Annotated in this window: 15 protein-coding genes; 5 read left to right on the forward strand and 10 right to left on the reverse strand. The window is 42.4% G+C overall.

What is annotated here, in order from left to right:
* Nucleotides 1–35 precede the first annotated feature (35 nt).
* From RJ01_RS09030 to pheS, 3 genes are all read right to left on the reverse strand, one after another.
* Entirely contained in the window at nucleotides 36–332 is a 297-nt protein-coding gene (locus RJ01_RS09030) for an integration host factor subunit alpha (RefSeq protein ID WP_004783565.1), read from the reverse strand.
* Nucleotides 329–2,710 (reverse strand): phenylalanine--tRNA ligase subunit beta, encoded by a 2,382-nt coding sequence (pheT, locus tag RJ01_RS09035; protein ID WP_034170826.1) that lies wholly within the window; start codon nucleotides 2,708–2,710, stop codon nucleotides 329–331. The genes RJ01_RS09030 and pheT overlap by 4 nt, the downstream gene beginning before the upstream one ends.
* Nucleotides 2,711–2,841: 131 nt before the next feature.
* Entirely contained in the window at nucleotides 2,842–3,822 is a 981-nt protein-coding gene (pheS, locus tag RJ01_RS09040; RefSeq protein WP_005233932.1) for a phenylalanine--tRNA ligase subunit alpha, read from the reverse strand.
* A gap of 160 nt (nucleotides 3,823–3,982) precedes the next feature.
* On the opposite strand from pheS, the gene RJ01_RS09045 reads away from it, so the two are divergent.
* Nucleotides 3,983–5,011, forward strand: a complete 1,029-nt coding sequence (locus tag RJ01_RS09045; RefSeq protein WP_005233930.1) for a hypothetical protein — start codon at nucleotides 3,983–3,985, stop codon at nucleotides 5,009–5,011.
* Between the two features lie 159 nt (nucleotides 5,012–5,170).
* Here RJ01_RS09045 and rplT read toward each other — a convergent pair whose 3' ends face one another.
* Nucleotides 5,171–5,530, reverse strand: a complete 360-nt coding sequence (gene rplT, locus RJ01_RS09050; protein ID WP_004647525.1) for a 50S ribosomal protein L20 — start codon at nucleotides 5,528–5,530, stop codon at nucleotides 5,171–5,173.
* 11 nt (nucleotides 5,531–5,541) lie between these two features.
* A complete protein-coding gene (gene rpmI, locus RJ01_RS09055; protein ID WP_004278281.1) occupies nucleotides 5,542–5,736 on the reverse strand; it encodes a 50S ribosomal protein L35 in 195 nt (64 codons plus the stop codon).
* Nucleotides 5,737–5,966: 230 nt separating this feature from the next.
* On the opposite strand from rpmI, the gene RJ01_RS09060 reads away from it, so the two are divergent.
* Entirely contained in the window at nucleotides 5,967–7,220 is a 1,254-nt protein-coding gene (locus RJ01_RS09060) for an MFS transporter (RefSeq protein WP_034170827.1), read from the forward strand.
* Nucleotides 7,221–7,312: 92 nt separating this feature from the next.
* Here the strand turns inward: RJ01_RS09060 and RJ01_RS09065 are convergent, their stop codons facing one another.
* The 3 genes from RJ01_RS09065 to RJ01_RS09075 form a co-directional block, all read right to left on the reverse strand.
* On the reverse strand, nucleotides 7,313–7,735 hold the full coding sequence (locus RJ01_RS09065) for a YqaA family protein (protein WP_034170828.1): 423 nt from the start codon (nucleotides 7,733–7,735) through the stop codon (nucleotides 7,313–7,315).
* Nucleotides 7,736–7,742: 7 nt separating this feature from the next.
* A complete protein-coding gene (locus RJ01_RS09070; RefSeq protein WP_034170829.1) occupies nucleotides 7,743–8,033 on the reverse strand; it encodes a hypothetical protein in 291 nt (96 codons plus the stop codon).
* Between the two features lie 72 nt (nucleotides 8,034–8,105).
* On the reverse strand, nucleotides 8,106–8,726 hold the full coding sequence (locus RJ01_RS09075) for a glutathione S-transferase N-terminal domain-containing protein (protein ID WP_004783581.1): 621 nt from the start codon (nucleotides 8,724–8,726) through the stop codon (nucleotides 8,106–8,108).
* A 310-nt stretch (nucleotides 8,727–9,036) separates the two neighbouring features.
* On the opposite strand from RJ01_RS09075, the gene RJ01_RS09080 reads away from it, so the two are divergent.
* The 3 genes from RJ01_RS09080 (at nucleotide 9,037) to RJ01_RS09085 (ending at nucleotide 10,773) form a co-directional block, all read left to right on the forward strand.
* Nucleotides 9,037–9,501 carry an Hsp20 family protein gene (locus RJ01_RS09080; RefSeq protein ID WP_034170830.1) on the forward strand — a complete coding sequence of 155 codons (465 nt, stop codon included), beginning with the start codon at nucleotides 9,037–9,039 and terminating at the stop codon, nucleotides 9,499–9,501.
* A 99-nt stretch (nucleotides 9,502–9,600) separates the two neighbouring features.
* Complete coding sequence (locus tag RJ01_RS15830) at nucleotides 9,601–10,152, forward strand: hypothetical protein (RefSeq protein WP_081402663.1); 552 nt, start codon at nucleotides 9,601–9,603, stop codon at nucleotides 10,150–10,152.
* Between the two features lie 225 nt (nucleotides 10,153–10,377).
* Nucleotides 10,378–10,773, forward strand: coding sequence for a hypothetical protein (locus tag RJ01_RS09085; protein ID WP_034170831.1), 396 nt, complete (start codon nucleotides 10,378–10,380; stop codon nucleotides 10,771–10,773).
* A 63-nt stretch (nucleotides 10,774–10,836) separates the two neighbouring features.
* Here RJ01_RS09085 and infC read toward each other — a convergent pair whose 3' ends face one another.
* Both infC and thrS read right to left on the reverse strand, forming a co-directional pair.
* A complete protein-coding gene (infC, locus tag RJ01_RS09090) occupies nucleotides 10,837–11,385 on the reverse strand; it encodes a translation initiation factor IF-3 (RefSeq protein ID WP_081402664.1) in 549 nt (182 codons plus the stop codon).
* A 5-nt stretch (nucleotides 11,386–11,390) separates the two neighbouring features.
* Complete coding sequence (thrS, locus tag RJ01_RS09095; RefSeq protein WP_004783592.1) at nucleotides 11,391–13,313, reverse strand: threonine--tRNA ligase; 1,923 nt, start codon at nucleotides 13,311–13,313, stop codon at nucleotides 11,391–11,393.
* Nucleotides 13,314–13,345: the final 32 nt, after the last annotated feature.

Raw genomic sequence — 13,345 nt, forward strand, 5'->3', positions numbered from 1 at the left:
TGTAAAAATAAAATTGTTAGATATAAAAAAGCAGATCAATTGATCTGCTCATTCCCCACACGTTGACGGAACTTCTGCCCCGCGCGGAACGTAACAACACGGCGTGCAGAAATCGGAATCTCTTCACCCGTCTTCGGATTACGGCCTGGACGTTGGCGCTTATCACGCAACTCAAAGTTACCGAAACCCGATAATTTTACTTGTTCGCCCGAGATTAGCGCTTGGCTAATCTCGTCGAAAAACAACTCGACCATTTGTTTAGCTTCACGACGGTTTAAACTCGTGAGCTCACTTAAATGATCAGCCATTTCTGCTTTTGTTAATGCTGTCATGAAGCCCTCAATGTCGCTTGGTAAGTGTTTTCCAACACCTGAAGGATATTATCCATACCTGATTTAATTTCAGCATCTTCCAGTGTACGGCTTGGATGCTGCCAGAGAAGTGCAAATGCCAGTGAGCGTTTCCCTTCTTCTACTCCTTGTCCAGTGTACACATCGAACAACCATGTCGAGCCTAGAAGCTCTCCACCTGTTTTTTCGATAAGTCCCTGAATTTCGCTAACATTAATCTTATCACTAATTAAAAGCGCAATATCACGTCGAACCGATGGAAAACGTGATAATTCTGTAAAATTAGATACATAAGTTTGCAAAACAGCCGATTGATCTAATTCAGCGACCCAAGTCGTCGCCAAATCGAGCTCATCTTCAAGGGATGGATGTAAACGACCTAAGTAGCCAATTGACTGACCATTAACTAGAATTTCTGCAGATTGACCAGAATGTAACCAGCTACGTTCAGAACGTACATATTCCACATTTAGACGCGCAGCTGCCAAAATTTCCTCAATATCACCTTTGAAGTCAAAGAAATCCATTGGCTGTGCTTTACCATGCCAGGTTTCAGGCGTACGTGAACCAGTAGCAATCAATGCAAAAGTTGGAATCTGTTTCAGATCATGAATTGAAGCCGCATTCTGGTAATCAAAACGCAGACCGAGTTCGAAAAAACGTACACGGTTCTGCTGGCGATTGACGTTGTACTGTACACATGGAATCAGGCTAGACAGTAAAGTTGAACGCATCACTGCCAAATCGCTTGAAATTGGGTTCGCCAAAGCCAATGGATTGACTTCTGGATTTAACTGTTTTTCGAGTTTCAGGTCAGCAAAACTGAAGCTGATCGCTTCTTGGTAACCTAAAGTCACTGCAGTTTGACGAAGCTGAGTCAGTTCGAATTGATCTTCATATTTCGCCAACTTCACATCAATCACAGGAAGACTAATTTGAATATTGTCATAACCGTGAATACGGGCAACTTCCTCAATCAGATCTTGGTAAATTGCCATGTCATAACGGTGTGATGGAGGAACCACTGACCATTGACCTTCAGCTTTTACAGTCACTTCACAACCTAAACGCGTTAAAGCATCTGTAATGAAATCTGATTCAACTATATAACCTAATAGTTGATCGACTTGCGCTTGTTCTAACTCAATCGCTTCACGCTTTGGTAACAGCTCTGTTTTTTCAGCTACAATAATTGGACCAAACTCACCGCCTGCAAGCTCAGCAATCAACTGAGAAGCACGATGCATTGCAATCATAGGCAATTCGAAGTCAACACCACGTTCATAACGTTGTGATGCATCAGTATGTAGACCAAATCGACGAGCACGACCAGCAATATGCAATGGCGCGAAGAATGCTGATTCTAGGAAAATTTCAGTAGTTTCATCAGTTACTGATGAAGACAAACCCCCCATAATCCCTGCAATCGCTAATGCTTTTTCATCATCTGCGATGACCATCACATCATCTTGCAGTTCAACTTCCTGTTCATTTAGTAGAACAAGCTTTTCACCTGCAGTCGCTTGACGTACATGTACTGAACCTTGAACCTTGCCACCATCAAAGGCATGCAATGGTTGACCCAGTTCCATCAATACATAGTTGGTGATGTCGACCAAAATGCTGTGCTGACGGATACCAGCGCGGACTAATGCACGTTCCATCCATTCAGGAGTTGGTGCTTTAGTATTTACATTTTTGATGATACGGCCCAAATAACGTGGGCAACCTTGAGTTTCAACAACGACTTGCTTTTGATCGGTGATGGTTGCAGCTACTTCTTTAATTTCAGGTGGAGTTACCGGCAACTGGTTAATCACACCAATTTCACGTGCGATCCCACGAATGCTGAAACAGTCACCACGGTTCGGGGTGATGCTGATATCAATCACGTTGTCATCAAGGTCTAAATATTCACGAACATTGACACCCACTGGTGCATCTGCAGGCAGTTCCAACAAACCATCAATTTTGTCTTCAAGATCGATTTCTGAAGCACCACACAGCATGCCTTGTGATTCAACACCACGCAGTTTGCCTTTCTTGATTTTAAAATCGCCTGGTAATACTGCACCGATGGTAGCTACTGGTGCTTTCATACCCGCACGTACGTTAGGTGCACCACACACGATTTGTAGAGGTTCACCTGAACCAATGTTTACAGTGGTAACACGTAAACGGTCGGCATCTGGATGCTGTTCGACAGTCAGGACTTCACCAACAACCACACCTGTAAACAGTTTTGCCGCAGGTGCAATTTCATCCACTTCAAGACCAAGCATAGTCAACTGGTCAGACAGTTTTTCGCTATCGATGGCTGGGTTAACCCATGTGCGCAGCCAATTTTCGCTAATTTTCATTTCTTTAAAACCTATAAATTAATCTTTTAAACCCCCCTCTAACCCCCCCTTTTACAAAGGGGGAGAACCCTGAGTCACATAAGGACAGCCCCCTCTCCTTTTAGGAGAGGTCAGGGAGAGGTTTAAATCCTTTAAGCAAACTGGCGTAAGAAACGCACATCGTTTTGATAGAACATACGCAGGTCATTAATGCCATAACGCAACATTGCAAAACGTTCTACACCTAAACCAAATGCAAAGCCTTTGTATTTGTCGGGATCAATGCCCGCAGCGCGAAGTACATTTGGATGCACCATACCGCAACCTAAAACTTCTAACCACTTGCCACGTTCATCCATAATATCCACTTCAGCACTTGGCTCAGTGAACGGGAAATAAGACGGACGGAAACGTACTTTCAAATCTTTTTCGAAGAATTCATTCAGCAGGTTAACCAATAAACCTTTCAATTCAGCGAAGCTGGTATTTTCAGCAACGTATAGGCCTTCGATCTGATGGAACATTGGTGAATGCGTCTGGTCAGAGTCACAACGATATACACGGCCTGGACACACAATACGGATTGGTGGCTGCTGGGTTTCCATGGTACGAATCTGCACACCTGAAGTATGCGTACGCAATAAATGGTTTACATCAAAGTAGAAAGTGTCGTGCATGGCACGTGCAGGGTGATGGCCCGGAATATTCAATGCTTCGAAGTTGTGATAGTCATCTTCAACTTCTGGACCAGTCGCTACTGTAAAACCTGCTTTGGTAAAGAATTGACAGATACGTTCTTGTACTTGGGTCACTGGGTGAATGCTGCCCACCTGTTGGCCACGACCGGGCAAGGTAATATCAATTGTTTCACTAGCAAGCTTTTGCTCTAGTGCAGCTTTCTGCAGTTCAGCCTGACGTTGTGTCAAAGCACCCGTGATAGCTTCACGAACTGCATGAATTTGTGCCCCAAACGCTTTACGTTGTTCAGGATCCATTTTCCCCAGCGACTTAGATTGTTCCGCGAGCTGGCTTTTTTTCCCCGTAAATTGCACTCGTACTTGATCAAGTGCAGCAAGGTCTTGAGCTGCTGCAATCGCAGCGAGCGCTTCAGTGGTCAGGGCTTCCAGTGACATAGTAACTCTCAAAGCAACAGGTTAGAAATATTTTTAAAAAACCCCATATTCTAACAGTTTTTAGGCGAGTTGATGAAGTGCGCTTTTAATGAAAATTAGAATAGCATCATGAATTATAAAAAGTATAAGATAAACATAATATCAATCAGATCAAATCACTATGGCACTCGATCAAATTTGGAAACAGCAACTGACCCTCGTCACTTATGGCAATGAGTTTTTAACTCAGGATCTCAGTTTCAGCCGCTGGCTGAATCACTCCATTTTTAATCAGTACCATTTAACTTTTCGTGATCTGATTTCCCAGCATTTACTGGCACAGCACTTTCAAATCTGGCTTGAAGGCCTGAAAAAACAAGGTGTTCGTCGTATTAGTCTGCATTCTTCACACTTGCTGGAAGATGAAAATAACCCTAATGCCAATGTCGAGCTGGTTCCTTTGGCTCATGTGATTATCAGTCATCATGCTCAAGGTAAAACCGCCTGGATGATCGGTAAGGAGCTGGCTGAATGGTATACCGCTGATAATGATTATGAAGCACCAGAAGCTCAGAAGTCACCTTTACGTCATGAAGTATTCTGGCGTTATGAACTGAACAGTAAACTGGCTAAAAGAATTGATACTGATCTGGTACAACCAAACTGGGATGATATTCATTCCTATACTGAACAGGAATTATTTGCACACCATTTAGCTCAAGGATTTACTGAGCCTGCTTATACTGGATTGCCTTATTACGGTACTACCCCAACGATTCAGTCTCACTCAGAAAATCCGAGTCACCTAGCTTTGATTCCAACGGATTATTCATCTGATTATGCTCATCAGACCTTATATCGTCTGGATGCATTAAGTGATTTTATTCAGACTAAGATTCAACACCCTTATAATGATGATGGTCAGGTACTAAATCCGGAGCAGCAATTAAACCTGCGCCACTTTGCGCAAAAAATTGATGAAATCAGTGCCAAGTTTATTGTGAAAGTGGCCAATCATTATAAAACTGCACAACTTACTCCTAAAGTGGCGCCTGATCCTTTTGCGGGCATGAATACTGAAGATCGCGCAGTCAAAGTCTCTAAAGCCGAACGACCACAAAGTCACCATAAAACCGGTGCTTCAAGTGTGATCAAACTGATTCTGATCACGATTGTGATCTGTTTGATTGGCTACTATTTCGGGCTTTAATAAAATATATTGTCTATAAATAATCACTTTGGCTTGGTGGAGACTTAATCTCCACCAAATCAATAAATAAATGATTTAAAAAAATCAAAGATCCCACTGATTTCATTTAAGCATAAAAAAAGACCGCTAAAAGCGGTCTTTTTTCTAAGTCATAAAGACTTATGCAGCCAACGCATCTTTAGCTTTAGAAGCTAGAGCTGCAAACGCAACTGCGTCATGCATAGCGATGTCAGCAAGTACGCGACGGTCGATGATAACCTGAGCTTTTTTCAAGCCAGCGATCATACGGCTGTACGATAAACCGTTTTGACGTGCACCAGCGTTGATACGCGCAATCCATAGAGCACGGAATTGACGTTTCTTCTGACGACGGTCACGGTAAGCGTATTGACCAGCTTTGATTACCGCTTGGAACGCTACGCGGTAAACGCGTGAACGAGCACCATAGTAACCTTTAGCGCGAGCAAGAATTTTTTTGTGACGGCGATGAGCCTGTACACCACGTTTTACACGAGCCATTTATAATCTCCTTAGATGTACGGGCACATACGACGAACTGAAGCAACGTCACTTACGTGAACCATTACACAGCCGCGCAATTGACGAATACGCTTAGCAGATTTTTTGGTCAAAATGTGGCGTTTGAACGCTTGTTTACGCTTAAAACCGTTAGCAGTCGCTTTGAAGCGTTTAGCTGCACCACGGCGAGTTTTCATCTTAGGCATAACAACCTCTTTTGAACACCTGTTCGGCACGTCTGCACCATTGCAAGAACGCCCTGCAGGTAAGGGAGCCGATATTCTAATGCATCTTTGCTTAAAACAAAAGCACTAGTCTTTTTTTCTTGATGAATCTGCAAACTTAGCATTTTTTACGATAAGAATTGAATGATGAATTTATATACTGCTTGCGATATCACTTTATAATTTGTCAATTTTTTCAGTTACAGCTCTTTATGCACATTCAGCCCGATGCATTTGCCGCACTCCGTTATCGAGACTTTTCTATTGTTACCTTAAATCAGTTTTGCCTGACTTTAGCCATTCTGATTCAGGAAATTATTGTTGCCTATTCACTATATCAGATTACCAAAGACCCGCTGACCTTAGGACTGATTGGTCTGGCAGAGGCGATTCCATTTATTTCCCTTTCTTTATGGGGTGGATATGTTGCGGATCGTTTTAATAAGCAGACTATTATGAAAATCTGTTTATTTTTTGCCATTCCGATGCCTGTCATTCTCTGGTCACTGTTTCATTATCACGGTTTGGGAAACCTCAGCACCAGTCAATTATCTTGGGGAATTTATGCCGTCATTTTCTGTCTGGGTACCATTCGTGGCTTTTATAATCCTTCAGCAACTTCACTAAAACCCTTTCTGATTCCACGTGCACTCTATGCCAATGGTGCAACTTGGACCACAATTGGCTGGCAAAGTGGTGTAATTATCGGGCCGATGCTCGGTGGTTTTATGCTGGCGTTTTTAGGTCGGGAAACCAGTCTTCTAACTGTCGCAGTACTGGTCAGCATCTGTTTTGTTCTGATTAACTTATTGCAAAAGCGCGATTTTCCTAAAATTGAAACTGAAAATGTCCTGCATAGTCTGGGCGATGGTTTCCGCTTCATCTGGAACAGTAAAATTGTACTGTGGTCAATTTCCCTAGATCTAGTTTCGGTGCTGTTTGGTGGGGTGATTGCCCTCTTACCGATTTTTGCCGAAGATATTCTAAAAGTTGGTCCAGAGGGTTTGGGTTATTTACGGGCTGCTCCTTCCATTGGTGCGCTGATAACCATGATTGTCCTGACCCGCTTTTCGCCTACGCAACATGCCTGGCGTAATATGCTGCTTGCAGTCGCAGGTTTCGGTGTCTTTACTTTACTATTTGCTTTCTCCAACTCGATGTGGCTATCTCTGTTTGCTCTTGCCATGACCGGGGCTTGTGACAGTATTTCAGTGGTGATTCGTCAGACGATTTTACAGATTTATCCACCCGATAATATGCGTGGCCGGGTTGCTGCAGTAAACGGCATGTTTGTCTCGTCTAGTAATGAACTGGGTGCTTTTGAGTCTGGTCTGGCTGCGAGATATATGGGCACGATTATGGCTACAGTGTTTGGTGGCAGCATGACCCTACTGGTAGTTGCCATCAGCTGGGCGAGAACCAAGGATCTGTTTGGAGTTGATATTACCAAAGGAAATGAAAAATAATTTTTAGTTCTGATGTGCAAAGGTTTTTCAATCAAGAAAATTCTGCGCACTAATGATGAATATAAATAAAAAGAGGCTTTATGCCTCTTTTTTTAAAACATCGCATAAGCCCAATAGACAAACAGATAACGTCCAATTTTGGCAATACTGACTATCAAGATAAAACGGGTAAAATTTTCCTTAAGCAAACCGGCAATTAATGTAATTGGATCGCCAATAATCGGCACCCAGCTCAGCAATAATGACCAATAGCCGTATTTCTGATAGGTACTTTGAGCTTTAAGCATCTGCTGCTCAGAGACTGGAAACCATTTTTTATGCTTATATTGCTCAATCTTGAACCCCAGATACCAGTTCACACAGGAACCCAAGATATTTCCAGCACTTGCGATCATGATGAGCAAGGCCGCCGAATAGCTCCCTTGCCATAATAAACCCAGCAAAACCGCTTCTGACTGCAGCGGTAATAAAGTCGCTGCACCAAAAGCGGCAAGAAAGAGCAGAAACAGAGACATCCCGAGACTAGCGGCTTAAACCCAGTTTTTTCTTGGCTTTAAGATATTCCCAATTAGACCAGACTATAGCCATAACCATGACCAAAATACGTGACCATTGATATTTTTGGGTGATCGGTTCAAGCGCTGCATTTAAAATCTGGCGATCTTTGGTATTCAAGGCGCTGATCACCTGATCCACATGCACAATTTCAGCAATAAACAGCAGCAGACAAGCTGCGATACCGAAAATAATACTCCAGTAAATTCGAGGATTCGTTTCCACGATTTTAGTAAAGTTCAGGAAAAAATCTTTCATATACTCACCCAATAAAAAACCACCCAAAGGTGGTTTAATCTACTTTTATCTAGTTTAGCACAAAGGCCAGACTTATCTGACCTGTATTGCTAACGCTCTTTGCACCGCTGGACGCGCAGTCAGGCGTGTCACATATTCCTGTACTTCCGGATAATCTGCCAGATCAATTTGCTGCCATTCATGACGTAACACCCATGGCAAAATAGCCATATCCGCAATCGAATACTCACCGGCTACATATTTTTGACCAATCAGCTGTTTGTTCAGAACCCCGTATAGACGCTTGGTTTCATTGACATAACGATCAGTAGCATATGGGATACGCTCAGGAGCAAAACGGCTAAAGTGATGATTCTGCCCCAGCATCGGACCCAAGCCACCCATTTGCCACATCAGCCACTGTTCAACTTCAACACGTTGCTGCTCATCATCCGGATAAAACAGGCCGGTTTTACGACCCAAATATTGCAGAATCGCGCCAGATTCAAATACTGAAATCGGTTCGCCACGCGGGCCATCCTGATCTACAATCGCAGGAATTTTGTTGTTTGGAGAGATACGTAAAAAATCAGGTTGAAACTGGTCATTTTCCAGAATATTGATCGGGAAAATTTTATATTCCAAACCCATTTCTTCTAATGCGATGGTAATTTTATGGCCATTGGGCGTTCCCCAATAATAGAGATCAATCATGTTATTACCTGTTACCTTTTCGTTTTTACATGACATTATTGAAATTTGATCTAGTTATAGCATGATTTAAAGCCCTACTTCCGCATATTTTGTTATAGATTCAGCAGTAAAATCTCTAAATTTAAAGCATTATTTTTAGCTCAAGATGGGTTCAAATATTTTTAAATCTTGAGTCTTGAAAAGCTTCGCCTCAATCCTATATTAGAAATAGAGCAATGATCTATTCAGGAGATTGTTTCTAATCACTGAGTTCATATTGAAGAATTGCATGTTGTTTATAAAACTTTTCTGAGATCAGGAGGTAAGATCAATGAGCAATTTCAGTCTTAGCCCACTATTCCGTCGTAGTATCGGTTTTGACCGCTTTAATGACCTTTTTGATTATGCAATGCAAAGTGAGGCACCGAACTATCCGCATTACAACATTGAAAAAACCGGCGACAACAATTACCGCATTGTAGTTTCTGCTGCCGGATTCAATGAAGACCAGCTAGAGATCAATCTAGAAAATCAGGTTCTGACCATTAGCGGTAAAGCGGTGGAAGAAAATTCAGATACTACTGTGGAATTCCTGCATAAAGGCATCGCCCATCGTTCATTCAAACTGTCTTTACGTCTGGATGAACATGTAGAGGTACAACAAGCTGAATTCGAAAATGGTTTATTGAAAATTGAATTGCAGCGCAATGTGCCAGAAGAAAAATTGCCTCGTCAGATTCCGATTGGCAAAAAACTGTTAGCTGAACAAAATGAATCTAACGAGCAGCAAAGCTGATCAACAATCAAAAGAAAGGCCCGAACGGGTCTTTCTTTTTTAGGGCAGAATCCTTAAGCTTGAAAGTGTTCAATTTTCATCCATCATAAAAATAATAATATGAACACATCAGACATTATTCTGTTTCATCAAAGTGCCCAGACGATGAAACATATGGGACTTCTCCTTCTTTGCTATCCCATTGGGATTTTGATGACCTTGTACCTTCATACTCCAGATCCTCCTTCCAGTTTTGTTCGAGGATTGGTATTTTTATGGCAGGAGTCTCCAAGCTTTTATGGCTATATGCTAGGTTTCCTGATGCTATCGCTCTTGGTATATAGCATTAAACTAAAAATCACCTCGCGGACAATTTATTACACCCTGGCAGGATACCGGATCAGTCTGTGTTTATATCGTGAAACCGTCCATTACAGCTTTATCAATCCTCAATATGATTCAATTAAGGCACGTACCAAACGCTGGCTAATCGGACTTCCCGCTCATCAAATTAATCAGCGAGATGGCACGCTCGATTTTATTCTTTGTCAGCCCAGTTGGCGCGACCAGCTCTGTTTAAGATTATTCCGGATTCATTTATCGATGTTTTCCCGCCAGCAAGCTAAGGAAATCATTCAAGCCATGTACAGTGCTTGGAATTTAAGATCATAAAGGCTGATTCAAAAGCAATTTTAATCATGAAGTTTAAGCTGAAAGAAATTTATCTCATCAGATTCCAAAGGATAAAAAGCAGTTATTAAAAAATGGTGTTCTGGTTAGGACTTTCCCCTATCACTACATATATTTGATTTACATAAAATTTCGGCTATGCTTTTCTAAAACAGAATAAAACATTCAATAAATACCATAGATAAAAAAATCTGCCGTAGGTGCACTATGAATTATGTCCGTCGCAACGCCCTGAGTCCATTCATGCTATTGGGCTTGCTGTTCTTTTTATTGATTGTCATTTTACTGCTATTGTTTGGCTGGCCACATTATAAAGTTTGGAAACAAGGCATGGATGGTCAGGCAGCATTGGCTGAAGCAGAACAATCCAAAATGATTCAAGTGCAAGTTGCAAAAGCGGAACTGGAAAGTGCCAAACTGCGCGCAGAAGCCATTAAACTCGTTGGGCAGGCAGCTAAAGATTATCCTGAATATCGCAAGCAGGAATTTATTGGTGCATTTGGTGAAGCCCTACGTGAAGGTCGTATTCAACAAATAATTTATGTACCCACTGAGGCCAATATTCCGATTGTAGAAGCAGGAAAATCCTACCCTGCTCAATAAAAGATTAAATTACCTCATAAAAAAAGCCCTGCAAATGCAGGGCTTTTTTTCATCAAGAGATGCTTACTTTTTCTTTTTAGGACCAAGCAGCATACCCATTTGACGACCTTCCATTTTTGGCGCTTGTTCAACTACACCATATTCAACGACGTCTGCTTCAACTTTTTGCAGTTGAGCCAGACCCAGTTGTTGGTGAGCCATTTCACGACCACGGAAACGCAGGGTAATTTTTACCTTGTTTCCTTCTTCAAGGAATTTGATGATTGCACGTAGTTTTACGTTGTAATCACCTACATCTGTCGCAGGACGTAGCTTGATTTCTTTCACCTGGACTTGATGCTGTTTTTTCTTCGCTTCTTTCTGCTTTTGTTTCAGATCAAACAAATGCTTGTTGAAGTCCATGATTTTGCAGACAGGTGGCTCAGCATTGGCTACGATCTCAACAAGATCAAGATCGGCAGCTTCAGCTGCGCGCAATGCTTCTGCAAGGTTAACAATACCTTTTTGCTCACCATTTTCGTCTACAAGACGGACTTCTTTTGCACGAATTTCATCATTCAAGGCAGGACGGTTTGATTTTCCGCCCTGTTGATTACGGTCAGGCTGTTTAATCGCTGTTACTCCACAATGTACCGGCCGCGTTCGGCAACGGCTGCTTTTACTAAGTCAACGAAAGCATCGATTGACATAGTACCCAAATTTTTTCCTGAGCGGGTACGGACATTCACAGTACCTTCCTCTACCTCACGGTCCCCAAGTACCAATAAGTAAGGAATACGCTCTAAAGTACGTTCACGAATCTTAAAGCCGATTTTCTCATTTCTCAAGTCAGAAATTGCACGAATTCCGTTTTCTTTAAGTTTCGCGACGACTGACTCACAAGCCTCAGCTTGAGCATCAGTAATATTCATGACACACGCTTGCACTGGTGATAACCAAGGTGGCATAAAGCCCGCGTAGTGTTCAATCAGTATACCAATAAAACGTTCGAAACTGCCAAGAATTGCACGGTGCAACATCACAGGCTGATCACGATCGTTGTCTTCAGTAACATAAGAGGCATCCAGACGTTCTGGAAGGTTAAAGTCACATTGAATGGTACCGCACTGCCAGATTCGGCCTAAGCAGTCTTTCAATGAAAATTCGATCTTCGGACCGTAGAATGCACCTTCACCTGGTTGTAAATCCCAATCCAGGCCAGCAGCATCTAAAGCATCTGCCAAAGATTTTTCTGCCATATCCCAAAGTGCATCATCACCTACACGTTTTTCAGGACGAGTCGACAACTTCATTTGTACTTCTTCGAAGCCAAAATCTTTGTATACGTCTAGTGTCAATTTGATAAAGTCTGCAACTTCAGTACCGATTTGTTCTTTAGTACAGAAAATATGCGCATCATCTTGGGTAAAGCCACGTACACGCATGATGCCGTGTAAAGAACCTGACGGCTCGTTACGGTGACATGAACCAAACTCCGCTAAACGGATTGGAAGATCACGGTAAGATTTCAAGCCCTGGTTGAACACTTGCACGTGACAAGGACAGTTCATCGGTTTCACGGCATAGTTACGGTTCTCTGAATGAGTCGTAAACATGTTTTCAGCATAGTTCGCTGCGTGACCTGATTTTTCCCAAAGCGTGAAATCAACTACTTGTGGTGTACGGATTTCAAGGTAACCATTTTCTTGCTGAACTTTACGCATGTATTGTTCAAGCACTTGATAAATGGTCCAGCCGTTCGGATGCCAAAACACCATACCTGGTGCTTCTTCCTGCATATGGAACAAGTCTAAGGCTTTACCAATTTTACGGTGATCGCGTTTTTCAGCCTCTTCAATACGTTTGATATAAGCTGCGAGCTGTTTCTTGTCAGCCCAGGCTGTACCATAAATACGTTGTAGCTGTTCGTTTTTCGCATCACCGCGCCAGTAAGCACCAGAGATTTTTGTCAGCTTGAATGATTTTAAGAATTTGGTATTTGGTACGTGCGGACCACGGCACATATCCAGATAGTCCTGATGGTAGTACAGGCCCATTTGAGTTTCTTCAGGCATGTCTGCGATCAGGCGCAATTTGTATTCTTCACCACGTGCTGTGAATTCTGCAATCACTTCATCACGCGGGGTCATTTTTTTCACGACATCATAGTCCTGATCGATGAGCTTTTTCATACGCTCTTCAATCGCAGCCATGTCATCTAAAGTAAATGGACGTGGCATCCAGATGTCATAGTAGAAACCTTCTTCAATGACTGGACCAATGACCATCTTTGCTTCTGGGAACAATTGCTTAACGGCATGACCCACCAAGTGTGCGCAAGAGTGACGAATAATTTCGACACCTTCTTCATCTTTAGGCGTGATGATTTGTAAGGTTGCGTCTTCAGTAATCAGATCGCACGCGTCCACTAGACGATCGTTTACACGACCTGCAACAGTATTTTTTGCAAGACCAGGACCGATGCTTTGAGCAACTTCCATCACAGATACGGCGTGATCAAACTGTTTTTGATCGCCATTTGGCAAAGTGATAATTGGCATATGAAATCCTTAAGGAGTGATGCCCCGTACCA

The sequence above is a fragment of the Acinetobacter sp. YZS-X1-1 genome (genome assembly GCF_000804305.1).
GTDB lineage: Bacteria > Pseudomonadota > Gammaproteobacteria > Pseudomonadales > Moraxellaceae > Acinetobacter > Acinetobacter variabilis.

Coding starts and splice junctions, on each gene's coding strand:
- RJ01_RS09030 (WP_004783565.1), bottom strand. CDS start 332: ATGACAGCATTAACAAAAGCAGAAATGGCTGATCATTTAAGTGAGCTC.
- pheT (WP_034170826.1), bottom strand. CDS start 2,710: ATGAAAATTAGCGAAAATTGGCTGCGCACATGGGTTAACCCAGCCATC.
- pheS (WP_005233932.1), bottom strand. CDS start 3,822: ATGTCACTGGAAGCCCTGACCACTGAAGCGCTCGCTGCGATTGCAGCA.
- RJ01_RS09045 (WP_005233930.1), top strand. CDS start 3,983: ATGGCACTCGATCAAATTTGGAAACAGCAACTGACCCTCGTCACTTAT.
- rplT (WP_004647525.1), bottom strand. CDS start 5,530: ATGGCTCGTGTAAAACGTGGTGTACAGGCTCATCGCCGTCACAAAAAA.
- rpmI (WP_004278281.1), bottom strand. CDS start 5,736: ATGCCTAAGATGAAAACTCGCCGTGGTGCAGCTAAACGCTTCAAAGCG.
- RJ01_RS09060 (WP_034170827.1), top strand. CDS start 5,967: ATGCACATTCAGCCCGATGCATTTGCCGCACTCCGTTATCGAGACTTT.
- RJ01_RS09065 (WP_034170828.1), bottom strand. CDS start 7,735: ATGTCTCTGTTTCTGCTCTTTCTTGCCGCTTTTGGTGCAGCGACTTTA.
- RJ01_RS09070 (WP_034170829.1), bottom strand. CDS start 8,033: ATGAAAGATTTTTTCCTGAACTTTACTAAAATCGTGGAAACGAATCCT.
- RJ01_RS09075 (WP_004783581.1), bottom strand. CDS start 8,726: ATGATTGATCTCTATTATTGGGGAACGCCCAATGGCCATAAAATTACC.
- RJ01_RS09080 (WP_034170830.1), top strand. CDS start 9,037: ATGAGCAATTTCAGTCTTAGCCCACTATTCCGTCGTAGTATCGGTTTT.
- RJ01_RS15830 (WP_081402663.1), top strand. CDS start 9,601: ATGAACACATCAGACATTATTCTGTTTCATCAAAGTGCCCAGACGATG.
- RJ01_RS09085 (WP_034170831.1), top strand. CDS start 10,378: ATGAATTATGTCCGTCGCAACGCCCTGAGTCCATTCATGCTATTGGGC.
- thrS (WP_004783592.1), bottom strand. CDS start 13,313: ATGCCAATTATCACTTTGCCAAATGGCGATCAAAAACAGTTTGATCAC.